This is a genomic window from uncultured Adlercreutzia sp. (assembly GCA_910585575.1).
Lineage (GTDB): Bacteria > Actinomycetota > Coriobacteriia > Coriobacteriales > Eggerthellaceae > Adlercreutzia.
This window is the reverse complement of record CAJUFS010000035.1, coordinates 2,175-25,386: the sequence shown is the minus strand read 5'-3', so window position 1 is coordinate 25,386 and position 23,212 is coordinate 2,175. Positions and strand designations below refer to the sequence as shown.

General features: G+C 65.7%; 22 protein-coding genes and 1 riboswitch. All 22 genes read right to left on the bottom strand.

Annotation, left to right across the window (positions count from 1 at the left end):
* Nucleotides 1-135 precede the first annotated feature (135 nt).
* Nucleotides 136-420: a hypothetical protein gene (locus QZ307_RS06315; RefSeq protein ID WP_295997401.1), complete on the bottom strand. Its 285-nt coding sequence runs from the start codon at nt 418-420 to the stop codon at nt 136-138.
* Nucleotides 421-653: 233 nt separating this feature from the next.
* Nucleotides 654-1,124, bottom strand: a complete 471-nt coding sequence (locus QZ307_RS06310) for a cytidine/deoxycytidylate deaminase family protein (RefSeq protein ID WP_295997398.1) — start codon at nt 1,122-1,124, stop codon at nt 654-656.
* Nucleotides 1,125-1,425: 301 nt separating this feature from the next.
* A complete protein-coding gene (gene upp, locus QZ307_RS06305) occupies nt 1,426-2,064 on the bottom strand; it encodes a uracil phosphoribosyltransferase (protein WP_295997396.1) in 639 nt (212 codons plus the stop codon).
* A gap of 40 nt (nt 2,065-2,104) precedes the next feature.
* Complete coding sequence (gene glyA, locus QZ307_RS06300) at nt 2,105-3,361, bottom strand: serine hydroxymethyltransferase (RefSeq protein WP_295997394.1); 1,257 nt, start codon at nt 3,359-3,361, stop codon at nt 2,105-2,107.
* A 199-nt stretch (nt 3,362-3,560) separates the two neighbouring features.
* Nucleotides 3,561-3,995, bottom strand: coding sequence for a ribose 5-phosphate isomerase B (gene rpiB / locus QZ307_RS06295; RefSeq protein ID WP_295997392.1), 435 nt, complete (start codon nt 3,993-3,995; stop codon nt 3,561-3,563).
* A gap of 83 nt (nt 3,996-4,078) precedes the next feature.
* Nucleotides 4,079-5,569, bottom strand: a complete 1,491-nt coding sequence (glpK, locus tag QZ307_RS06290; protein WP_295997391.1) for a glycerol kinase GlpK — start codon at nt 5,567-5,569, stop codon at nt 4,079-4,081.
* The gene (locus QZ307_RS06285; protein ID WP_295997388.1) at nt 5,566-6,558 is read right to left on the bottom strand and encodes an alpha/beta hydrolase; all 993 of its coding nucleotides are present in this window, start codon (nt 6,556-6,558) and stop codon (nt 5,566-5,568) included. Before QZ307_RS06285 ends, glpK begins: the two co-directional genes overlap by 4 nt.
* Nucleotides 6,555-7,250, bottom strand: a complete 696-nt coding sequence (locus QZ307_RS06280; RefSeq protein ID WP_295997385.1) for an L-threonylcarbamoyladenylate synthase — start codon at nt 7,248-7,250, stop codon at nt 6,555-6,557. Before QZ307_RS06280 ends, QZ307_RS06285 begins: the two co-directional genes overlap by 4 nt.
* Nucleotides 7,247-8,869 carry an FAD-dependent protein gene (locus QZ307_RS06275; protein WP_295997383.1) on the bottom strand — a complete coding sequence of 541 codons (1,623 nt, stop codon included), beginning with the start codon at nt 8,867-8,869 and terminating at the stop codon, nt 7,247-7,249. The genes QZ307_RS06280 and QZ307_RS06275 overlap by 4 nt, the downstream gene beginning before the upstream one ends.
* A complete protein-coding gene (locus QZ307_RS06270; RefSeq protein WP_295997381.1) occupies nt 8,866-10,287 on the bottom strand; it encodes an FAD-dependent oxidoreductase in 1,422 nt (473 codons plus the stop codon). The genes QZ307_RS06275 and QZ307_RS06270 overlap by 4 nt, the downstream gene beginning before the upstream one ends.
* A 231-nt stretch (nt 10,288-10,518) precedes the next feature.
* Nucleotides 10,519-11,949, bottom strand: coding sequence for a sodium:alanine symporter family protein (locus QZ307_RS06265; RefSeq protein WP_295997378.1), 1,431 nt, complete (start codon nt 11,947-11,949; stop codon nt 10,519-10,521).
* 180 nt (nt 11,950-12,129) lie between these two features.
* Nucleotides 12,130-13,560, bottom strand: coding sequence for a sodium:alanine symporter family protein (locus tag QZ307_RS06260; protein WP_295997376.1), 1,431 nt, complete (start codon nt 13,558-13,560; stop codon nt 12,130-12,132).
* Between the two features lie 252 nt (nt 13,561-13,812).
* On the bottom strand, nt 13,813-14,238 hold the full coding sequence (locus QZ307_RS06255) for a pyridoxamine 5'-phosphate oxidase family protein (RefSeq protein ID WP_295997372.1): 426 nt from the start codon (nt 14,236-14,238) through the stop codon (nt 13,813-13,815).
* A 12-nt stretch (nt 14,239-14,250) separates the two neighbouring features.
* The gene (locus QZ307_RS06250) at nt 14,251-15,057 is read right to left on the bottom strand and encodes an energy-coupling factor transporter transmembrane protein EcfT (RefSeq protein WP_295997370.1); all 807 of its coding nucleotides are present in this window, start codon (nt 15,055-15,057) and stop codon (nt 14,251-14,253) included.
* Nucleotides 15,050-16,024 carry an energy-coupling factor transporter ATPase gene (locus QZ307_RS06245; protein ID WP_295997367.1) on the bottom strand — a complete coding sequence of 325 codons (975 nt, stop codon included), beginning with the start codon at nt 16,022-16,024 and terminating at the stop codon, nt 15,050-15,052. The genes QZ307_RS06250 and QZ307_RS06245 overlap by 8 nt, the downstream gene beginning before the upstream one ends.
* The gene (locus tag QZ307_RS06240) at nt 16,000-16,833 is read right to left on the bottom strand and encodes an energy-coupling factor transporter ATPase (protein ID WP_295997363.1); all 834 of its coding nucleotides are present in this window, start codon (nt 16,831-16,833) and stop codon (nt 16,000-16,002) included. The genes QZ307_RS06245 and QZ307_RS06240 overlap by 25 nt, the downstream gene beginning before the upstream one ends.
* Nucleotides 16,834-17,466 (bottom strand): ECF transporter S component, encoded by a 633-nt coding sequence (locus QZ307_RS06235; RefSeq protein ID WP_295997361.1) that lies wholly within the window; start codon nt 17,464-17,466, stop codon nt 16,834-16,836.
* Nucleotides 17,467-17,621: 155 nt separating this feature from the next.
* Nucleotides 17,622-17,773, bottom strand: a riboswitch (FMN riboswitch).
* 101 nt (nt 17,774-17,874) lie between these two features.
* Entirely contained in the window at nt 17,875-18,741 is an 867-nt protein-coding gene (locus QZ307_RS06230) for an ABC transporter ATP-binding protein (RefSeq protein ID WP_295997358.1), read from the bottom strand.
* A complete protein-coding gene (locus QZ307_RS06225; protein WP_295997357.1) occupies nt 18,734-19,705 on the bottom strand; it encodes an iron ABC transporter permease in 972 nt (323 codons plus the stop codon). Before QZ307_RS06225 ends, QZ307_RS06230 begins: the two co-directional genes overlap by 8 nt.
* A 135-nt stretch (nt 19,706-19,840) precedes the next feature.
* On the bottom strand, nt 19,841-20,839 hold the full coding sequence (locus QZ307_RS06220) for an ABC transporter substrate-binding protein (protein ID WP_295997355.1): 999 nt from the start codon (nt 20,837-20,839) through the stop codon (nt 19,841-19,843).
* Between the two features lie 143 nt (nt 20,840-20,982).
* Nucleotides 20,983-21,990: a putative heme d1 biosynthesis radical SAM protein NirJ2 gene (gene nirJ2, locus QZ307_RS06215; RefSeq protein ID WP_295997353.1), complete on the bottom strand. Its 1,008-nt coding sequence runs from the start codon at nt 21,988-21,990 to the stop codon at nt 20,983-20,985.
* 179 nt (nt 21,991-22,169) lie between these two features.
* Nucleotides 22,170-23,201, bottom strand: coding sequence for a hypothetical protein (locus tag QZ307_RS06210; protein ID WP_295997351.1), 1,032 nt, complete (start codon nt 23,199-23,201; stop codon nt 22,170-22,172).
* Nucleotides 23,202-23,212: the final 11 nt, after the last annotated feature.

Here is a 23,212-nt window from a genome sequence, read left to right as displayed (position 1 = left end):
GTGATGATCCAGCAGATGACCATCCACAGGATGTACTGGGTGACTCCGCCGAAAACCACGGTGGGATCGAAGGATGCCTGAAGATGAGGTACCTCTTCAGAGAGCATTTCAAGAGCGTCCACGTATCAACCTTTCCTAGCTTTTCCGAGCGAGCCGCGTCACGCCGAACACAATGGCAGTGACCGACAGCGCCCCGGCCTCCGACAGGACAAAGGGCAGCGCGGCATCGCGATTGACCGAGATGCAGATGATGGCGAAGGCGAACATGAGGACGAACGAGACGATAAGGCAGAGCATGAGCATTCCCATATGCCCGAGGTTGCCCGAATCCGTCATGTGCTTCACCCGGTGCAAACCGAACACGAGCGGGGCGAAGCCCGCTATGCCAGCCAGGATACCGAGTGCGATTGCCAGTACCATACCCTACTTTCGGTCGGGCGCTTATCGCGCTGTAAACCCAATTAAACCGCTACGTATGATAACGGCTCGGTCACAAAAGGTTAGTGAGACCCTCTTTTTATTGGTGAGCGGTGAAAAGGTCGGGCGGTCGGCCCCAGGGTTGATCAGGGGAAATTTGTGCATGTGCACGAAATACGCCCCCTGCGGCCGTGAACTGGGCGCAGGGGGCGCAAGGGTCGAGGAAGGCTGGTGCCTTAGGCTACTTCGTCGGGGACGAACTCGCGCACGAGGATGTCGGATTCGGCCAGAAGCTCTTGGGAGAGCTCGTCGGGGTACGGGTTCTGGTAGACGATCTCAGTGATGCCAGCGTTGATGAGCATCTTCGCGCACACAACGCAGGGCTGGGTGTTCACGTAGATGGTGGCCCCGGCGATGTTGATGCCGTAGCGGGCCGCTTGGATGATGGCGTTCTGCTCGGCGTGCAGCCCGCGGCAGATCTCGTGGCGCTGGCCGCTGGGCACCCCCAGCTGCTCGCGCAGACACCCTGTCTCCGAGCAATGGGCCAAGCCCGTGGGTACGCCGTTGTAGCCCGTGGCCAGAATGCGGCGGTCCTTCACGATAACGGCCCCTACCCCGCGGCGCAGGCAGGTGGTGCGGGTGGCCACGTCGTTGGCCATCTTCATGAAGTACTCGTCCCAACTGGGACGGTTGTCCGGATTCGTCACCTTTTCTCCCTGCCTTTCTTTGGCTTCGATTGCCCCACGTTGCTGCATTCTGATTGCTCGCGCTCGCTTCGCTTGCGCTTGCTCTTGCTTGCCTGTCTGCTCTTGCTGTCCGCGGCGCTCGGCCGCAACCCCGCTCCGGGCACGCGCCGCTCCGCTGCTCGGCCTGCGGCCTCGTGCGCTGCGCTCCTTCATGCATTTACTGGGCGACCTTCGGTCGCTTTTTCTTTTTGGTGTTCAGACGGTGCCCTGCGGGGGTCCCGGCCGAGCGCCGCTGCTCTTACGAACAAGAAACAAGAACGAATTACTCCGTTCCAAAGATCCGGTCGCCGGCGTCGCCGAGGCCGGGGACGATGTAGGCGTTCTCGTTGAGGCCCTCGTCCACGGCGCAGGCGTAGATGATGAGGTCGTCGTCGGCGGCCAGCAGGCGCTCGATGCCCTCGGGGGCCGCTACGATACACAGGAAACGGATGGTGCCCGTGACGCCGGCTTCGCGCAGGTACTCGATGGCCGCGGCGGCAGAGCCGCCCGTGGCCAGCATGGGATCGAGCACGTAGACGCGACGGCTGGCAATGTCGCGGGGCAGCTTGTCGTAGTAGCTTTCCGGCTCGTGGGTTTCCTCGTTGCGCTGCATGCCCAGATGGCCCACGCGAGCCGTGGGGATGACCTCCAGGGCGCCGTCCACCATGCCGAGGCCCGCGCGCAGGATGGGCACGAAGGCCACCTTACGGCCAGTGATCTGCTTGGCATCGAAGGGCGCGATGGGCGTGTGGATGAAGACGTTCGTGAGCGGCAGGTCGCGCGTGGCCTCGTAGGTTTCGAACAGCGACAGCTCGCTGACGATGTCGCGGAACTCGTTCGAGGGGGTGTGCTTGTCGCGCAGAATCGACAGCTTATGCTGCACGATAGGATGGTCGAGGACGACTACTCGGTCGTTGTTCATAGCTTTCCTTTCCGAACGCTCTTCCCTTGCTGCGATTCTACTAGTATTCCAGGCCGGGGTACAAGGGGTGGGCTTCCAGCATGGCGTCTACCTTCTTGCGGACGTCGGCCAGCTTGGCCTCGTTGTCGGCGTTGAAGACCGTGGTGGCGATGAGCTGACCCACCTCGTAGAAGTCCTCGGCGGTGAAGCCGCGGGTGGTGGCGGCCGCGGAGCCGACGCGGATACCGCTGGTGACGAAGGGCGAGCGCTGCTCGTTGGGGATGGAGTTCTTGTTCACCGTCAGGCCCACGGACTCCAACAGCTTCTCGGCGTCCTTGCCAGTGATGTCCGAGGCCGTGAGATCCACCAGGCACAGGTGGTTGTCGGTACCACCGGACACCAGGCGCAGGCCGCCGTCGGTCATGCCCTGACCCAGGGTGCGGGCGTTCTCCACCACGGCCTCCATGTAGGTGCGGTAGTCGGGCTTCAGGGCCTCGCCGAAGGCCACGGCCTTGCCGGCGATGACGTGCATGAGCGGACCGCCCTGGGCGCCGGGGAAGATGGCCTTGTTGATCTTCGCGCCCAGCTCCTCGTTGTTGGTAAGGATGAAGCCGCCGCGCGGGCCGCGCAGGGTCTTATGGCTGGTGGACGTGACAATATCGGCATGGGGCACCGGGTTGGGATGCAGGTCGGCAGCCACCAGGCCGGCGATGTGGGCCATGTCGATCAAGAGGTAGGCGCCCACCTCGCGGGCGATAGCCCCCATGCGCTCGAAGTCGATGAAGCGCGGGTAGGCGCTGGCGCCGCCCACGATAACCTTCGGGCGCACTTCCTTGGCCAGGCGCTCTAACGCGTCGTAATCGATAGTCTCGGTTTCCGGATCCACACCATAGGAAACGATGTTGTAGAGCAGGCCGGAGAAGTTCACGGGGCTGCCGTGGGTCAGGTGGCCGCCGTGATCGAGGCTCATGCCGAGCACCGTGTCACCGGGCTCGATGATGGAGAGATACGCGCCGAAGTTCGCGCTGGCGCCAGAGTGGGGCTGCACGTTGGCGCACTTCGCCCCGTAGAGCTGGCAGGCGCGGTCGCGGGCCAGATCCTCCACCATGTCCACTTTCTCGCAGCCGCCGTAGTAGCGCTTGCCGGGATAGCCCTCGGCGTACTTGTTGGTAAGCACGCTGCCCACGGCCTCCATGACCGCCCGCGAGGTGAAGTTCTCGGACGCGATAAGCTCCACCGAGCCGCGCTGACGCGCCAATTCTTCACGCAAGCACTCAGTTACCTGCGGATCTTCCGCTGCTAGAAACTCAAGAGCCATATTTCTCCAATCTATCAATTACTATTTCTCACAGATTCGCCCAAGGAAGTCAGCGAGGGTTCGACAGGTGCCTGGAATTGCCCCGCCTTTGGGCCAAGCGGCCTTCGCGCCGCGCCGAGCCCAAAACAAGGGGCAAGGCCAGGTGCCTGTCGGAGCCGCAGCGTCGACGTTCCCGTCGGTCCCGTCAGGGCCGACGGAACTAATCAAGCTCCATGATTTTCTGCACGCGGCCGGCGTGGCGGCCTCCGCCGAAATCCGTGGATAGGAACGTGTCCAGGATGCGCTCATTGTCCTCAAGAGCCACGAAGCGACCGGACAGGGTGATGACGTTGGCGTCGTTGTGCTCGCGGCACAGGGCGGCGAACTCGGGGGTGATGATGTTGGCGGCGCGGATGCCGGGCACCTTGTCGGCGGCCATGGCCATGCCAATGCCCGTGCCGCACACGAGCACGCCGTAGTCGACGTCGCCGTCGGCCACGTCCTGGGCCACGGGAACGGCGAAATCGGGGTAGTCGACGCGGTCGTCGGAATCGGGGCCGCGGTCGATGACGTCGTAGCCCTTCCCCGCCAAGTAATCAACCAGGACCTGCTTCTGCTCGAAGCCGGCGTGATCGCTTCCGATGCTGATGCGCATGGGTGCTCCTTCTCGCGAAGTTTTCGTCTCGCCCATTGTAGGTGCAGCGCGCGGCCCCGCGGGCGAGGTTTCTCCAAGATGCACTAACTGCGCACGCGGGCGACGGCCTCGTGCCATCCGTCGATGCGACGCGCCCGCTGGGCCTCGTCGAAGGTGGGCAGGAAGCGCTCCTCCCCTTCCCGCAGCGCGCGCAGGGCCTGCACGTCGGGCCAGAAGCCCGTGGCCAGGCCAGCCAGGAACGCCGCGCCCAAAGCGGTGGTCTCGGCATTAGCGGGGCGGCGCAGTGGACAACCCAGCATGTCGGCTTGGAACTGCATGAGGAAGTTGTTGGTGGCCGCTCCCCCGTCCACATTGAGCGTGGTCAGCGGCACCGAGGAGTCCTCGTTCATGGCGTGCACCAAATCGCACACCTGGTAGGCCAGGGCCTCCAGGGACGCCCGCACAATATGGGCGCGACCCGTGCCGCGGGTGAGCCCCAGGATAGCCCCGCGGGCCTCGGCGTCCCAGTAGGGCGCTCCCAGGCCCGTGAAGGCCGGCACCACATAGACGCCGTCGGTGCTGGGCACGCTGCGGGCGATGGCGTCGGTCTCGGTCACGTTCTCGATAATGCCCAGCTCGTCGCGGAGCCACTGGATAAGAGCGCCGGCCACGAAGACACTGCCCTCCAGGGCATACTCGAGCCCCTGGGTACCGGGGGCCGACGCCGCCACCGTGGTGATGAGGCCATTGCGCGTACGGCAGGCCTCGTGCCCGGTGTTCATGAGCAGGAAGCAGCCGGTACCGTAGGTGTTCTTCGCTTGGCCCGGATCGAAGCAGCACTGGCCGAACAAGGCCGCCTGCTGGTCGCCCGCCACCCCGGCAATGGGAATGCCCTGGACAAGTCCGGGATTCGCCGTGATGCCGAAGCAGCCGGCCGAGGGCCGCACCTCGGGCAGGAGCGACTCAGGAATGCCGAAGAGTTCCAGCAGGTACGGGTCCCAGCAGCCCTCGTGAATATTGAAGAGCATGGTACGGCTGGCGTTCGTCACATCGGTGGCGTGCACCGCTCCGTAGGTGAGCTTCCAGATGAGCCAGCTGTCCACGGTGCCGAAGGCCAGCTCGCCGCGCTCGGCCCGCTCGCGCGCGCCGGGCACCTCGCCCAAAATCCAGGCGATCTTGCTGGCCGAAAAGTAGGCGTCGGGGATAAGGCCCGTACGCGCCGTGATCTCCTCCGCCACCAACGGATCGGCGGTCAGCGCCTCGATCATGGGCGCGGTGCGCCGGCACTGCCACACGATGGCGTTGCAGATGGGCTCGCCGGTGGCGCGGTCCCACACCACGGTGGTCTCGCGCTGGTTGGTAATGCCGATGGCGTCGATGTCCTCGGGGCTGATGCTGTAGGTGAGCAGCAGCTCGGTGAGCGCGCCCAGCTGCGAGGAGAGGATGTCGTGCGGGTCGTGCTCTACCCAGCCCGGTTGCGGGTACAGCTGCGGGAAGGGGCGCTGCACCGAACCGACGGCCCTGCCGGCACGGTCGATGAGCATGGCGCGCGATGAGGTGGTGCCTTGATCGAGAGCGATTACGTACTTCTTCATGCACGCGCCTCGATCCAGTCGAGGATGTAGCGGTAGACGTCTTCTTTGCCGTATTCGTTGAGGATTTCGTGGCGCATGGCGGGATAGAGCTTGAGGGTGACGTCCTCGGCTCCTGCCTGCTCCATGGCCTCGGCGGCTTTGGCGACGCCCTTGCCGCACTTCCCTACGGGATCGGCCTCGCCAGCTATGTAGAGCAACGGCAGGGCGTGCGGGGTGGCGGCCAGGGTCTTCGGGCTGGCGGCGCGGTGGGCCAGCTCGGTCAGAGCCGCGTAGGCGCCGGCGCCGAACATGAAGCCCGTGGTCTCGTCGGCCATGAACTCATCGGCCACCTTCGGATCGCGGGAGAGCCAGTCGAAGGGCGTGCGGGCATCCTTGATGGCACGACTGTAGGCGCCGTCGGCCAGGCTGTGCAGCAGCTCGCTTTTGTAATCGTTGCCACGCACGCGGGCAATGAGGCGCGCCAGCTGGTTGCCGGCCGCCGACACCACCGTGGGCTCGTTGGCCGTGCCACAGATGATGGCGCCCGTAAGTCCCTCGCCGTACTGGGGCAGGTAGCTGCGCACCACGAGCGAGCCCATGGAATGGCCGAACAGGAAATAGGGCGTGCCCGGCACCACCTGCTGGGTAAGCATGAGGCGCATCTGCTGCACGTCCTCGATCATGGCCTGGGCACCGGTGTCGGCATCCACCACGCCGCGCCCGGCAGCATCGGGCGCCGTCGAGCCGTGGCCGATATGGTCGTGGCCGCCCACGAGGAACCCCTGGGAGGCTAGAAAGCGGGCGAAGTCATCATAGCGGCTGATATGCTCGGCCATACCGTGCACCAGCTGCACCACGCCGCGCGGGCGGAACAGGCCCAGCTGGTCGGGGCTGCCCTCCAAGCGCTCCATGGCCAGCGGCACCCAGAGCACGCCGTGGACCGTGCTTGCGCCGTCGGCGGAGGGAAACTCGAATTCCGTCCGTCCCACCGTTTCCTGCGCCTCTGTCATAGGAGTGCTCCTTTCACCGAGTCAAACGAAAGAGCCCCGGCGCGCAAGAGACGCGGAGCGTCTGCGGTGCAGTCTAGCACCGTGGAAGCGGCCTCGGGCGATCCCGCGCCGTCTGTCGTGCAATCGTGGGCTGCGGGGGCCGCGGGCATCCCGACGAGCCTCCCGGGCGACATCCCCTCACTCCGTTGCGCCTTGTCCGCAGGCTCTGGCACGAACACCCCCGCCGTGGCTTCCACCAGAACGGGGTCGAGGTCTTCGAAGCGCACCGGCGCCGGGGCCCCCGAGGGGTTGGCCGAGGTGACGGCCAAGGGACACCGGGCCGCCCGAATAAGCGCCAAGGCCTCGGGGGAAGCGGGCATGCGCAGGCCGATGGTGCCCGCTTGCGATTGGAAAGCACGGGGCACCGCCGCCGAGGCGCGCACCACCAAGGTGAGCGCACCGGGCCAGAAGGCCTCGGCCAGCCGTCGGGCATAGCCGGGCACGGCCGCGCCGTAGCGCTCAAGATCGTCGGGGCTGGCCACGAGCCACGCCACCGGTTTGTCGGCGGGGCGATGCTTGGCCTCGAACAACCGCTGGGGACCGGGGGCCGCCTCAACGGCCACCCCCACGCCGTACACCGTGTCCGTCGGCAGCACCACGGCCTCGCCGCGGCTCAGGCAGTCCTCCGCCTCGGCCAAGGAAAGCCGCCTCATCGCGCCTCCCCCTTCTGGCACTCCCCCACGATGGCCTCGGCCACGCGCAGGCCGTCCACCGCGGCGCTGGTGATGCCACCGGCATAGCCGCCGCCCTCGCCGCAGGGGTAGAGCCCGGCGATGTTCGTCTGAAACCTCTCGTCGCGCACCAGGCGCACGGGGCTCGAGCTGCGGGCCTCGACACCCGTCATCACCGCCTGGGGATGAGCGAAGCCGGCCAGCTTGCGATCGAGCAGCGGAAAGGCCTCCTCCAGGGCGTCGGTCACAAACGGCGGCAGGCACTGGTGCAGGTCGGCCCAGACCACGCCCCGCGGATAGGTGGGCTCCACCTCCGTGCTGGCCGCGCCCGCTTTGCCGGCGCGGAACTCCCCCACCGTCTGGGCTGGGGCCAAATAGCTGAAACCGCCCAGGTCGAATGCGGCATGCTCCCACTGGCGCTGGAAGGCCACGCCCTCCAAGGGGTCGCTCCCGGGCAGATCGTCGGGACGCACTTCCACCAACAGGGCGCTGTTCGCGTTCTTGCCCGCGCGCGCATGGCGGCTCATGCCGTTCACGCATACGCCGCCAGCCTCGCTGGCCGCGGCCACCACTTCCCCGCCGGGACACATGCAGAAGGTGTAGACCCCGCGCCCATCATGGGTCTTCACCGCCAGCTTGTAGTCGGCCGCGCCCAAGGCCGGATGCGCAGCGGACGGCCCATACTGGGCCCGATTGATGAGCGCCTGGGGATGCTCGATGCGCACGCCCACGGCGAAGGGCTTGCGCTCGAGCGCCACGCCCACCTCTTGCACCAGCTGGAAGGTGTCGCGGGCGGAATGCCCGCAGGCCAGCACTATGCGGTTGGTGGCCACGGTTTCGGTAGCCCCCGTGCGCTCGTCTTTGAGCACCGCACCGACCACAGCGCCGTCCTCTACCTCCACGTCTATCAGGCGCGTGAGGAAGCGCACCTCGCCGCCGGCTTCTTGAATGGCCTCGCGCAGGTGGCGCACTACCCCTACCAGCAAGTCGGTGCCGATATGGGGCTTCGCATCAACCAGGATATCTTCGGGCGCTCCCGCCTCCACGAAGGCCTCCAGCACGTGGCGGATATGGGGGCTCTTGATGCCCGTACCCAACTTGCCGTCGGAGAACGTACCCGCACCCCCTTCGCCGAACTGGATGTTGGTAACGGCGTCGAGGGGGCCGCCCTCAGCGAAGGCATCCACCGCCCGCGTGCGGGCATCCACATCGGCGCCGCGCTCGACCACCAGGGGCCGCAAGCCAGCACGAGCCAGATACAGCGCGCAGAACAGCCCGGCGGGGCCCATGCCCACTACCACGGGGCGCAACGCGGGCGCTTCCACCTGGGGAACCGTCAGCGGGGCCGTCGGCTCGTAGGGCTTTACCGTCACGCCCTTGCGGGGCGTCAGCGTTGCACCTTTGACCAAGGCAACCGCCACGGTCACCACCCCGTGGACGTTCGTCTTCTTGCGCGCGTCAATGGAGCGCTTCAGCAGCCGCACGCTTTCCATCTGGCCGGCGGCCACCCCGAGGGCACGGGCCACCTCACGGCGAAAGAGCGTCTCGTTCTCAGGCAGAAGCGCATCGAGGGACACGGGGATGTTGGACGCCTGAATCATAAGTGCGCTCCTATCGCAGCCGCAGCCGCTCCGCGCCCGGCCAAGAGCCCCGAGGCCCAGGCCCAGTGCAGGTTGAAACCGCCGCAGGGGGCGTCCACGTCGGCCGCCTCGCCTGCTACGAACAGCCCGGGCACCGCGCGTACCTGGCCCGTAGCCGCATCCAGCGCCTCCACGGCCACGCCGCCGCGATGCACCTGGCACTGGCGTTCATCGCCGATGCCCGTCACGGGCAGCCGCAGCCCCTTGAGCACGGTCGCTACGGCCGCCACATCGTAGGACGCCGAGGGCGAGGGCGCTTCCTCGTTTTCCGAAGCCTTTGCGGCGACCGAGAGCGCCGCCGCACCGACAGCACTTTCGCCCCGCACCAAAGCCGCTTTCAGCAGTACCTCGGCCACCGGGGCCAGCACCATGCCGCGCAGAACATCGTCCCAGGTGGCGGGGTGATCCAGCACCGCGCTCAGCGCCCGGGCTCGCTTCTCAAGAAACGCCGGAGCCTCCGAGGCATCCACCGCGGGCAGAAAATCGATCGCCAGCTCGTCCCCCGGTTGGGCCAGACGGCTCAGGTTGAACGCCGCAATACCCGAGACGCCGTACTTGCGAAACATCACTTCGCCGCGCTCCCGCGCCACCAGCGACGTGCCCCGCCACAGCTCCAGGGCACCGCGCACGCGAATATTGTCCAGCTGCCGCGGGTAGGGAGACTTCACGGCCAAGGGCCCCAGCGTGGGAGCCGTCTTTACGAAAGGAAGGCCCACGGGCAAAAGACGCGGGACCACGCGGCCGCCCACCGCCACTACCACGGCATCGGCCCGCTCAAAGCGCCCGTCAGCCAAGCGAAGCGTGAACCGCGCGCAGCGCTCGCCAGGGGCCTCTACCGCGTCCACAGCACTGTCGCACGCCAGACACACTCCCGCAGCTTCAAGGCGCGCCCGCAGGCAGTCGAGCACCGAAGTGGCCTTGTTGGCCAAGGGATACAGGCGCCCCTCCCCTTCTTCGCGCCACACCAGGCCGCTTTCGGCGAAGAACGCAAGCACCGCATTGGGACCACCGGGAAACGCCGCCGCCGAAGGCAGCACCTCGCACACTCCCCCCAGTCGAGCGTCCTCGCAGTCCCCCGTTGCCGGCAGCGCTTCCAGAGCCGTCCCCGGGGACGGCCTCTGTGCCTCCAGCGCTTCCAGCGCCGCCGCCACGTAGGCGCCGTTGCGGTAAAGCGCCGGCTCGATAACCGCGTTGGAGAAGTTGCAGCGGCCGTTGCCCGTGGCCAGAATGGAGCGGCCCACGCGGTCGGACGCCTCGTACACCGTGACGGACACAGGTGCTGCACCCTGAGCCCCCGTCGCCTCGCGGGCCGCCTCAGCTGCCGCAATAGCCGCCGTCAGGCCCGCCGCGCCGCCGCCTATGATTGCAATGGTTTTCATGCCCCCAGTATAAAAGAAAAGCGACCCTCCGAAGAAGGTCGCTTCCATAAACCCTAAACTCCCAGGTTCGCCCAAGGAAGCCAGCGAGGCTGCGACAGGGGCCTGGAATTGTGCTGAAGGGCGGCCGAGCAGCCTTCGGCTGTGAGGGAAAGCCCTGAAGTGCAAGGCCAGGTGCCTGTCGGACCCGCAGCGTCGGCACGTCCGAACGGCCGCCAGGCCGCTCGGAACCGATTACTTGTTTTCCAGCTGCGGAATGGGGGTCTCGTCGCGCTCGTCAAGATGGCCTTCGTAGACGTAATGGCGCGTCTCGCGGGCAATGAGGCCCGAAAGCGCCAGCACCATGATGATGTTGGGAATGGCCATCAGGGCGTTGGTGATGTCGGACACCGTCCACACCACTTCGCCCACGCCGATGGCGCCCAGGAAGGCCACCACCACGTAGAGCACCTGGTAAGGACGAATGGCGCGCTTGCCGAACAGGTAGGTGACGCAGCGGTTGCCGTAGTAGCTCCAACCCAGGATGGTGGAGTAGGCGAACAGGATCATGCCCAGCACCAGAATGGGCGTGCCGATGTAGGGAATGCTGGCAAACGCCGCGCTGGACAGAGCCGCGCCGGCGGAAATGTTGCCGGCCATGATCTGGGCCTGCAGATCAGCGTTCCCCAGCATGGTGGACACCAGCACCAAACCCGTGAGCAGGCAGATGATCACCGTATCCCAGAAGGTGCCGGTCATGGACACCAGAGCCTGACGGGCCGGATTGCGCGTAGCGGCCGCCGAGGCCACGATGGGCGCCGAGCCCAGGCCGGACTCATTGGAGAACAGGCCGCGAGCGCAGCCGAACTGCAGGGCCAGCATGAGACCCGAGCCCAGGGCACCGCCGAAAGCGGCCTTCGCGGTGAAGGCGCTCTCGACAATGAGGCAAAAGGCCGGCCAGATCAGCTCCCAGTTCATGCCCAGGATAACCACGCAGCCCCAGATGTAGGCCAGGGCCATGAACGGCACCAGCTTCTCGCACACACTGGAGATAACTTTCACGCCGCCGAAGATAACCACAGACACCATGATGACAATGGCCAGGCCGATACCCCAAGCGGGCACGCCGGGCAGGTTGGTGGAGATGACCTCGGTCATGGCAGAGGACTGCACTGCCGAGCCAATGCCGAAGGAAGCCACAGCGGCGAACAGGGCGAAGGCGCCGGCACCGAGCAGCGCCCACCAGGGGGTATGACCGTTCTTGTCGTTGAAGGCGCGCTTCCAGGCGTACATGGCGCCGCCGAGCATGTTGCCGTTGTGATCCTTCACGCGGTACTTCACCGCGGCGAAGGTCTCGGAGTACTTGGTGGCAATGCCGAACACGCCGGTAATCCACATCCAGAACACCGCGCCCGGGCCGCCGGCGATAATGGCGGTGCCCACGCCGACGATGTTGCCCGTACCGATAGTGGCGGACAGCGCCGTGCACAAGGCGCCGAACTGGCTGATGTCGCCGGGGGCGTCGGGGTCCTTCGTCACCGACAGCTTGATGGCCGTGGGCAGCTTGCGCTGAATGAAGCCGGTGCGGAAGGTCAGATACAAATGCGATCCCAGAAGCAGGATGAGCATCGGCGGGCCCCACACAAAGCCGTCGATGCTGTTGATGATATCGACCAGCATATCCAAAGCGGTTCTCCTCTCCCATGAGGCTTGCAGCTTGGCGCCGCAGCGTCCCCCGATACCGGCTGCGCCGCTGGGAGCACTTTAACGCACTAAAGTATCCGCATTATAGGCAGAGAAGATGAGCGCTTTTGTTAACAATGGGAGAAATACCAGTGAACGGGCTCGGCGCGGCGGGCAGGCGCCCTAGAACTGCGGCCCCTTCGTCAGCGGCACGGGCTCGTCGGCCACTTCGTCAAGATGGTCCTCGTAGACGAAATGCTTCGTTTCGCGGGCAATCATGCCCGACAGCAGCAAGATGGCGATGATGTTCGGAATGGCCATAAGGGCGTTGCCGATATCCGAGATGGTCCACACCACATCGCCCACGCCGATAGCGCCCAAAAACGCCACGGCCACGTACACGATCTGATAGGGCTTGATGCCCTTGGAGCCGAACAGGTAGGCCACGCAGCGGTTGCCGTAGTAGCTCCAGCCCAGGATGGTGGAGTAGGCGAACGAGCACATGCCCAGCACCAAAATGGGCGTGCCCAGGTACGGGATTTCCGCAAAGGCCGCCGAGGCCAGGGCCGCCCCGGTAAAGATGGAGGGATTAGCAAGGATTTGCTCTTGGATGTCCGGGTTCATGATCATGGTGGACACGAGCACAATGCCCGTCAGCGCGCAGATGACCACGGTGGACCAGAAGGCGCCGGTCATGGAGATAAGCGCCTGCTCGGCCGGGTTACGCGTCTTGGCCGCCGCCGCCACAATGGGAGCCGTACCCAAACCCGACTCGTTGGAGAACAGACCGCGGGCGCAGCCGTACTGCAGCGCCATCATCAGGCCCGACCCCACAGCACCACCAAAGGCAGCCTTAGGAGTAAAGGCGCATTCCACGATAAGACCCAGGGCATCGCCCAGCACCGTGCCGTTCATGATGATAATGACCACGCAGCCCAGGGCGTAGGCACCCGCCATAATGGGCACGAGCCACTCGCACACCCGCGCAATAGAGCGCACGCCGCCAAAGATGACGGCTGCTACCGCGGCCACGATGACGAGGGCCACCACCCAAGCGGGGACAACGGGAATGGAGGACGTGACAATGCCGGAGATAGCCGCCGCCTGCACCGCAGATCCCGTGCCTATGGTAGCGACAACAGCGAAGCCCGCGAAGGCCACGGCGCCCAGCGTGGCCCACCAGGGCACCGAGCCGTCCTTGCGGGCGAAGGCGCGCTTCCACACGAACATGGCACCGCCCATCATGGCGCCGGACTTGTCGCGCACGCGGTACTTCACTGCCGCGTAGGTTTCCACGTACTTGGTAGCAATGCCGAAGATGCCTGCAATCCACATCCAGAACACCGCACCGGGGCCGCCGGCCAGAATGGCTGTGGCCACGCCCACGATGGAGCCGGTGCCGATAGTAGCCGCCAGCGCCGTGGCCAGGGCACCGAAGCTGGAGATATCACCCTTGCCGTCCGCGTCGCTTTTGATGGACATGCGGATGGCCTTCGGCAGCTTGCGCTGGATGAAGCCGGTGCGGAAGGTCAGGTAGATGTGGGTGCCCAGCAGAAAGGCAATCATGACCGGGCCCCACACGAACGAGTCTATGGTGTTAAGTAATTCAATCATGGAGAGGATTGTACCCTACTTCGCTCGGACCGCTCCCCTCGCTGTCAATTCTTGACAAGTGGTTACCAACCTGGCCGCGCGGGAGGGCGCCGGGGCCGTCGTCTGGGCACCCGCTCCGCTGGCTCGGCCTTCGGCCTCGGGCGCTTCGCTCCTTCATGTATTAATGGTGCGACCTTTGGTCGCATGAAAGGCAGTGTTCAGAGAGCCCTGCCGACGGCCCCGGCGCCCTCCCGCGCTACGCTTATTTTGCTGCTACAGGGCTACGGGATTCCAGCTGCCGTCGATGTCGCAGATCCAGGCTTCGGCATCGTCGATGGTGAAGAAGGTGAGGCGCTCGTCGTCGGCACTTTCCCAGACCTCACCCAAGCCCACCATGTGCTCGAAGCCTTCCTGGCGCACCTGGGCGTTGGCGCGGTCCTCCAGGTTCGCCTTACCGCGCAGGATGACCCAGCCGCTGCCGGGCTTCCAAGCCGTCAGCTCCACCTGCGGGTTGCCCTGCATCTCGCGGTAGACGTCCTTGGTGGTGGCGGTGCAGAACTGGATCTCGCCGTCTTGGATGGCGGCGAAGCTGAAGGGGCGAACGTGCGGCTTTGCCCCCTCGGGCGTTTCCTCCACGGTGGCCAGGTACCAGGCGGGGACGCTGGTGAGATAGTCTACGATGGTTTCGATGCCGTTCATTCTGAGTCCTTTCTAAAGTACGATGAAGTTCGTGGCTATGACGGCGACGAGCATCAGCGCTAAGGCTCCGGTGCCGACGGCGTCGCGCCAGGTCATATGCAGGGGGTCGAGACGGGTACGGCCGTTGCCGCCGTGGTAGCAGCGGGCTTCCATGGCCAGGCTCAGGGTTTCGGCGTGGCGGAAAGCGCTGGTGAACAGCGGGATCATGAGGGCCGTGAGGGTTTGCACTCCCCCTTTGAAGGGATTGACATTGAAATGGGCTCCGCGGCTGATCTGGGCACGGTAGATAATGCCCAGTTCGGTCATGAACTGGGGCAGGAATCGCAGCGCGATGCCGAGGATCATGCCCAGCTCGTGGGCCGGCACGCCCAGCTTCGCCAAGGGCATCAGCAGCCGCTCGAAGGCCGCGGTGATGTCCAGCGTGGTGGTGGTCAGCGTCAGCAGGCTCATGCCCAGCAGCAGCAGGAACAGGCGGCAGCCGACGAACACGGCCGATTGCAGGCCCTTCTCGCTGATGCAGATGATGCCCCACTGGAAGTAGATCTCGCCGCCCTGGACAAACAGCACGTTCAGCAACGCCGTGAACACCACCAAGATAAGCAGCGGGCCGATGGCGCCTACCGCTCGCAGCAGCGGAATGCGCGCCGCGGCGTAGAATCCCACAATGAACAGGGCCGCTACCGCCAGCGCCAAGGGCGTGGCTGCACAGAACACCGCCACCATGAGCACGATGGACAGGAGGAACTTCACGCGGGGGTCCATGGCGTGGACCAGGGAATCTTCCGGCCAGTACTGGCCGATGATGGCGCGATCACCCATGGTCGGCCTCCGCGGCGTCCGCCGGCGGCGCAACGCCCGCACCCTCAGCTGCCGCCGGAGCCCCGCCCAGCTGGGCGGCCAGATCGTCAGCAAGCGTCGTCTCGCTGTACAGCGCCCGCGGCAAAGCGAAGCCCACCTCGCGCAGCAGGCTGGCGAAGGCCTGGGGCGCCGGCGCGCCGAGGCCGATGGCCTTCAGCGCCGGGGCGTCGGCGAACACCTCGGCCGGGGTGCCCAGAGCGAACACTTCGCCCTCGGACAGCACCAGGATGCGATCGGACAGGGCGGCCAAGTCCTCCATGGAGTGGGACACCATGACCACCGTCAGGCCGCCGGCGTGCAAGTCGGCAATGAGCTGCAGAAAGTCGGCGCGAGACAGCGGGTCTAGGCCGGCCACGGGCTCGTCGAGCACCAGCACGCTGGGCTCCATGGCCAGCACGCCGGCGAAGGCCACGCGGCGCTGTTGACCGCCGGACAGGTCGAAGGGGCTGCGCTCTCCCAGCTTATCCGCGTCCAGTCCCACCAACTCCAAGCCGTGGCGCACGCGGCGCTCCACTTCGTCCTCGGGCAGCTTCATGTTGCGCGGCCCGAAGGCCACGTCGTCGAACACCGTGTTGGCGAACAGCTGGTTCTCGGGATACTGGAACACCAGGCCCACCGACTGGCGCACCCGATGGGCCACGGCCTTGTCGGCCAGGTCTTCCCCGTCGGCCAGCACGCGGCCCTCGGTGGGATGCACGAGCCCGTTCATATGCTGAATAAGGGTGGACTTGCCGCTGCCGGTATGGCCCGCAATGCCCAGAAACTCGCCGGGCTCCACGGTAAAGCTCACATGGCGGAGGGCCCACAGCGCATCGGGGGCGTTGCCCCAGTCGGCCTTTTTCTCGTCCTTCTTGCCGCGGCGCTTCTTGCGCGTGCGCGAGGAGGGGTCCACGTAGCTATAGCTCACATCTTCGAACGCAAGGCGCATAGCTCCTCCTTCAGGGCGTCGTCGGTGATACAGGTGGCCACGGGTACCCCGCGGGCCTGCAATTCCAGGGAAAGACGGCAGGCGAAGGGCACTTCCAGTGACAGCTCGCGCAGCTCGTGAGCGCGAGTGAGCACCTCTTGGGGCGTGCCATCCAGACGCACCGCGCCATGGTCGAGCACCACGACGCGATCGGCCAGGGCGGCCTCTTCCATGTAGTGCGTGATCATCACCACAGTCATGCCGCTCTCGTGCAGCTCGCGAACCACGCGCAAAAGGCCGGCCCGTCCGCGCGGGTCGAGCATGGCCGTGGCCTCGTCCAGAATCAGGATGGCCGGATCCATGGCCAGCACGCCGGCAATGGCCACGCGCTGCTTCTGACCGCCGGAAAGCGCATTGGTCTCGTGCAACTCGAAGCCCTGCAGGCCCACCTCCTTGAGTGCCTGGGTCACGCGATCGCGCAGCTCGGGCAGGGGCACGCCCAGGTTCTCGGGACCGAAGGCTACGTCGTTCTCGATGAGGCTGGCCACCAACTGGTCATCGGGATTCTGGAACACCAGGCCCGCGTTCGAGCGGATGAAATAGGTGCTCTCCGGGTCGCGCGTGTCGCACGAGAAGACCAGCACCTCGCCCTCGTCGGGCGTGAGCAGGGCGTTGATGTGCTTGGCCAGGGTGGACTTCCCCGAGCCGTTGCCGCCCAAAAGGCAGAGGAACTGCCCCTGGGGCACCGTCAGGTTCAGGTGCTGGAAGACGAAGGACTCACCGTCGTAGGTAAAGCCCGCGTCACGGAAATCGACAAAGGTGTCGGCCACTTACTTGCCTTTCACTTGGCTTTTCTTCGGGGTGATGAGATTGGAGATAGCCTTGTACACAATGAGGGTCAGGATGGAGTTCAGCAGGCCCTTCAGCAGGTTGAAGGGAATGAGAATGGGCACAATCATGGCCACCACGGCGTCGAGCGGCACGCCGAGCCACGCCGGCGTCACCACCAAGTTGCCCAGCACGGCCATGGCCACGGCGAACACAATGCCCAGAGCCAGGCCGGCAATGGCGCCCTTCAGCGTGTGCACGCGCTTGTAGATAAGGGCCGAGGGCAGAATGAACCCGATGACCACCAGCAGGTTCATAACGGCGCCGGTGAAGTCGGCGAACAGAATGCCGTGGGCCACCACGCTGATGATGCCGCAGGCCAGACCAGCCGCCGGACCGAAGGCGAAGCCGCAGACGGCGGCGGGCATGAGGGAGGCGTCGTAGGACAGCCAAGCCACGCCGGGCAGCAGCGGGAACTCCACGAAGGACAGCAGCACCGAGATAGCGCACAGCAGCGCAATGGTCACCAGCGTGCGAGTGGACCACACGTTGGTGTTCTCGATGGTGGCCTGGGCCGTGGGGGCCTTCGGCGCCTTCACCGCACCGGCGGGATGGTTGACGGGACTTTGAGCCATGGGGATCACCTCTTTCGGCGAGGTTGGTGCGAACCGGCGCCCCTTTTGCCTCGCCATAACAAAAGAAGCCCGTATGAACTCTTTTTCATACAGGCTTCTGTAGGTTCGCACGCGCCCCGTTGCGGGGTTGCGGCCGCGGGGCCGCCAGGCGCGAATCTCTGCCTCTTCCATCCGGACTGTAACCGTTGGCCTCGGATTTTCACCGAATCAGCCTGGGCGCCGCAGCGCCCAGGGTCGCGGGCTTACGGGGGCCGAAGCCGCCGCGCTTACCGCCAGTGAGGATTTTCACCTCGCCCTGAAACAGAATTCACGAGAGGCATTGTAGAAGAATCGTAACCTACGCGCAAGAGGCTATGCTATTGGAAGCGGCCACAGGGTTATAGGAGACGCAAAGCGCCTTTGTGTGCATCAATTCGCCGCCCTTTGGCAGAATGGCTTGGAATTAGAGGGCTCCGTGTGCGGAAAGACAACATAGGCGCGTTCGGCGGGGGTGTCGGGCGATACGTCAGGGGCACCGGACGGTACGTCCGGGCGGTCGAAGGGATACACGTCGAGGGAGAAGACTCGCTGGATGGCACCGCCGTCCAGCACGGACGCCACCGGACCGCAGGCTGCCACGCGGCCGCGCTCCATCACCACGAGCCAGTCGGAATAGCGCAGAGCCAGATCGATGTCATGGATGACTATGGCCACGGTCTTGCCCTGCTTACGGTTGAGAGCGCGCACGAGAGTCATGAGGTCGTGGCAGGCATTGATGTCCAGGTAGGTGGTAGGCTCGTCCAGAACGATGAGCGGCGTGTCCTGGGCTAGGGTCATGGCCAGATAGGCGCGCTGGCGTTCGCCCCCGGACAGCCGCCGCACGTCGTGGTCGCGAAAGTGCGCCACGCCGGCCAGCGCCAGTGCCTCCTCCACCAGACGTCGATCCTCGGCCGTAGAACGACCCCCGAAGCCGCGATGGGGATGCCGACCGCACTCCACCAGCGCCTGCACCGTCATGGGCGCGGGCCGCGTCATCTGGGACAGCACCGCCATGGCGCGGGCGCGCTCCCGAGCACTAAGTCCAGCCGTAGAGCACCCCGCCAACCGTACCTCCCCCGCCGTCGGCCGCAAAAGCCCGGAGGCCAGCTTCACCAACGTGGATTTACCGCAGCCGTTGGGCCCGATGATGCTGGTGACCACTCCCTGGGGCACCACGGCCGAGAGACCCTCCATAAAGGGGGCGCCAGGCTGGTAGGAAAAGTCGACGCCTCGGTATTCCAACATCGACTCAGTCAAGGCCGCCTCCTCGGTTTCGCAAAATCAGGTAGATGAAGAACGGGCCGCCCAAAAAGGCCATGAGAATGCCCACGGGCAGCTCATAAGGGGCGAAGAGCACACGGGCCAATAGGTCGCAACCTACTACGAAGGCTGCGCCCACCACCGCCGAAACGGGAATGATCCAGCGATTATCGTGGCCGGTGAAGAAGCGCACCATATGGGGCACAATGAGCCCCACGAACCCGAGCAGTCCCGCAAAGCTGACGGCAGCGCCGGCCAGCACCGCTGCGGCTGCCAGCATGGCCAGGCGCACGGCCCGCACGTTCAGGCCAAGACTGTGGGCCGCCTCGTCCCCCAGACCCAGGATGTTCAGCTTCGTTGCCCCCGCACAGGCGGCTGCCAAGCCCAGGGCAATGTAGACCGCGGGCCAGCCCAGGTCTCCCATAAGCACACCCGACAAGCCGCCCACCAGGAAGTTCGACGAGCCGATATAGGCATCGGGGTCCACAATGAGGATGGTGTTCATGCCCGCCCCGAATACCGTGGTAATGGCAATACCCGCCAGCACCACGGTCAGGCGAGAGACCCCGGGACCCAGCGACAGCAGAAAGATCACCAGGGCCGAAACGAGCGCGCCTCCGAAGGCGGCCAGGGGCGACAGCCACAGGGCACCCGGAGCCAGCGAGGCGGCCAGCAGCACTGCCAAACCGGCCCCGGAGTTCACACCGATGACGTTCGGACTGGCCAGCGGGTTATCGAGCGCCGCCTGAATCAGGGCACCCGCCACGGCCAAGGCCGCCCCGGCCAAAAGCGCCGCCAGAACACGCGGCATGCGCACGTTTTCCAGAATACTGCGAGCCGTATCGGACAGCGGGGCGCCCGTGGCCCAGGCAACCAGCTCGCCCAGGCTCACCGACGAGGAGCCCAGGACGAACCCGGCCGCCGTCACCGCCACCAGGATAGCCGCAGCCGTCGCCAGCACGAGGCCGTTTCGGGGACGCTCCCCGCCCGTGCCTCGGGCACTGTTTGCCTGCCGCCGTACGCCCTGGCCCCCGCTCCCCTTCCGGGCAAGGACCTTTTGATTGCTGCTCGCCATAGCGCCCGACCCGTTCCGCCGCTAGTTCTGGCCGTAGAGCGTGTCGTACAGCACCTGATAGGACTCATCCCAGTTCGCGTTGGGCTTCGACAGGAACAGCTTCGGATCCAAAGTGACATAGTGGCCGTTCTGCACCGCCGACAGCGAATTCCAGGCGGGATTCGCCGCCGTGGCCTCGTTCAGGGCCGCCGTAGCCGCCTCGGCGTCGTTGCCCATGGGGATGACGAAGATGAAGTCAGGGTCCAGCTCGATGACCGACTCCAGGCTGAAGTCCTTCAGCAGGCTGCGGTTCTCGTCGGCCAGATTGCGCACGCCCAGATCAGCAAGCATGGCGCCGGTCATAGTGCCGGAGCTTTGCACGCGGGTGCCGCCGGAATAGGTGGTCATGACCAGGGCCGTGGGGGCCTCGTCGGCGGACACCTGGCTTTTGATACCCTCGATGGCCTGCTGCACCGAGGCAGCGTTCTGCTCGTAGGCCGCCTCGTCGCCGGTGATGTCGGCGAAGGTGCGCATGAGGCGCAGATAGTCATCGAAGGTGGTCACCTCGAAGTAAGCCACGGGAATGCCCGAGGACACCAGCGCCTCGCGCAGATCGACCTGGCTCGAGTCGCCGCCGCGGCCACCGGTGCCGCTGGTCATGATCACGAAATCGGGCTCCAAAGCGATGATGGACTCCAGATTCACGTTGGTGAAGTCGCCCACTGTGGCCACGTCCGGGCTTTCAATGGCGAAGCCCTCAGCAGTCAAGGCATCATCGGACACGCCCACCAGCGTACCCCCGGCCAGTTCCCAAGCGTTGGCGAAGCTGCCCATGCAGGCCACCACGCGCTGAGGATTCGCCACGGTTACCTCGTTGCCCAAATCGTCGGTGAAGGCGACAGCGTCCTCGGCGCCGGCGGTGGCCGCCTGCTCGGCTGCAGGCTGGTTGGCCCCCTCGGTGTTCGCCGGCTCCTGGGACGTGGCGCAACCCGCCACGCCCAGGGCCAACAGCGCCGCCAGGGCGAAGGTGATCTTCTTCATAGGTAAAGTCTCTTCTCTCTCAGGGGATTTTCAGGGGCGCACGCACAGCGCGCAAGGACGCATACGCAATGCCGACGGGCCGTCGGCCCAGGGGCGCGATGATGCGATTGACGTCTGGCGCGAAGCGCGGGCACGCTTCGCGCTTAGGCTTCCTCGGTTTCCAAAAGCTGCTGACCATGGGCGCAGTACTCGTCCTGGGCCATGATGTCGCCGTTGTGGTAGTAGGCGGCGCGGGCGCGGCAGCCACCGCAGCCGTCCTTGTAGTCGCAGGTGCCGCAGGCGCCGCTGTAGGCCTGGGTGCGCAGCGTCTTGAACACGGGACTCTCACGCCAAATTTCGTCGAAGGGGGTCTCGCGCACGTCGCCCGCCTCCTCAGTCATGTAGGCACAGGGGCGTACTACGCCCTCGCTGCCCACCACGCAGTAGGTCAGCCCCGCCAGGCAACCGCGGGTAAAGCGCGTTTCCACGCCCAGCTGCTTCGCCACGCGGGTGAACTGCGGAGCGCAGGTGGGCTTCACGTCGATGGACACCTCGGCCGATTTGCGCATGATGTCGCGCAGCAGGGCCTCGTTCTCCAGCACCTCCAAGCTCGTCTCCTGGATGTACTCGCCACGGCCCACGGGGATGAGGAAGAAGATGTAGTGGGCCTGGGCGCCGATTTCCTCGGCGAAGTCGGTGATGGCGCACACCTCGTCGCGATTCCAGTCCACCACGGTGGTGTGCAGCTGGAAGGGCAAACCCGCCTGCTTGCAGGCCTCGATGCCTGCCATGGTCAGGGCATGGGCGTTCTCCAGACCGCGGAACTGGTCGTGCTTCTGCGGGTCGAGGCTGTCCACGGAAATGCCCATGGCGCAGGCGCCGGCCTTCTTCAGACGCTGGGCAACCTCGGGCGTAATGAGAGTGCCGTTGGTGCCGAACACCGGACGCAGGCCGCGGGAGGCCGCATGGGCCACCAGCTCGTAGATATCGGGGCGCATAAGCGGCTCGCCGCCCGAGAAGATCATCACCTTGAAACCCGCCCGGGCAATCTCATCGATCATCTTCTTCGCCTCATCGGTGGAAAGCTCGCGCTCGGTAGCTTCCTCGGCATCCTGGTAGCAATGGACGCATTTCAGGTTGCATTGGTTCGTGGTCATCCACGATACGATCATAGGGTCTCCTCTCGGCCGCGCCGTCGGTTTCGACAGCGTGCTACCAGCTTAAGGAAACCCTCTGGGTCAGGAATCGCCCGAAGGGGGTAAGTCCCCGGGCGTAAAAGTAAGCTTGGGGGAACACAGGTGCGTGGCAAGAGGGAGGTCGGCCAATTCCTCAGGTCAAACTGCAGAGAAAGCTACCCGAAGTCGTAACTTGCCGTGAAGCTCCGAACCGCCTCGTCGAGAGCCGCGGAAGCTGAAAGCGTTGGCGCCTGTCGCCCCTCCGAAGCATTCTCCGTCAACGCCTGCAGGTCACGGGCATCATAGAGCACCACGCCGTCCATGTCGGCAATGCGAGGATCCACCGCATCGGTCCCCGACGGCGAAAGATCGAGCACAAGCATCGGCCGTCCGCGGCGAGCGCGCAAAGCAGTGCGCATAAGGCGACGGTCGATGGCAACGCCCGGCAGAGCCTCCGCCAGCAAAACGATATCGGCGGCGCCCACCAACACGCCGGCACCTTCGCGCGACCCTACCCGGGCACCGCGGGCGCGCGCTATCGAGGCAGCCTCGTCGGGCCCCACGAACGAGAAGCCTCCGACGCCCTGAGCAGCCAAGGCACGCGCAACCCCCTCGAGCAGCCCATTGGCTCCCATCAGAAGAACCTGACGGCGCTCCAGGTGATCGAACACACGCCCCGCGAAGACCACAGCCGTTTGGGCGAGCCGCTGCTCATCGGACGCGCGCCCTGCCTCGCCCAGGCGCCCTTCGAGGCGCCGGGCCGCATCGAGTACCGCGGACAGCTGCGGCCCCAACGAACCTGCCCGTTCAGCCTCGCCCTGGGCGCGACGGAGGGCCGCGGCCATGCCGGCACCCGGGGCCGAAGCCGTGCCGGGCGCCTCAGAGGCAGCCGCAAGATGCCCCGCGGCGCCCAAGTCTCGAGCGCCGCCGCCTTCGCTGTCAACCCGCTTTCCCGCCAGGGCCTGAGCGGCCGCAAATTCATCCAGGGACGCCACCGCCGCCAGCAAATGCGTCACCGCATCAACACCTTCAGCGTAGTAGCCAGCATCAGCCAAAGAAGCGCCCGGGGCCAGCTGTGCCGCCACAGCAGCCAACGCCGTTTCGTAACCGTCTACTCCCGCAGCCAGGGAAAGGTACAGCTCCACCCGCCCTGGCGCCACAACCACCAGCGCCTCGTTCACGCCGTGACGGGATGCAAGATGCTGCACAAGCCGCACGC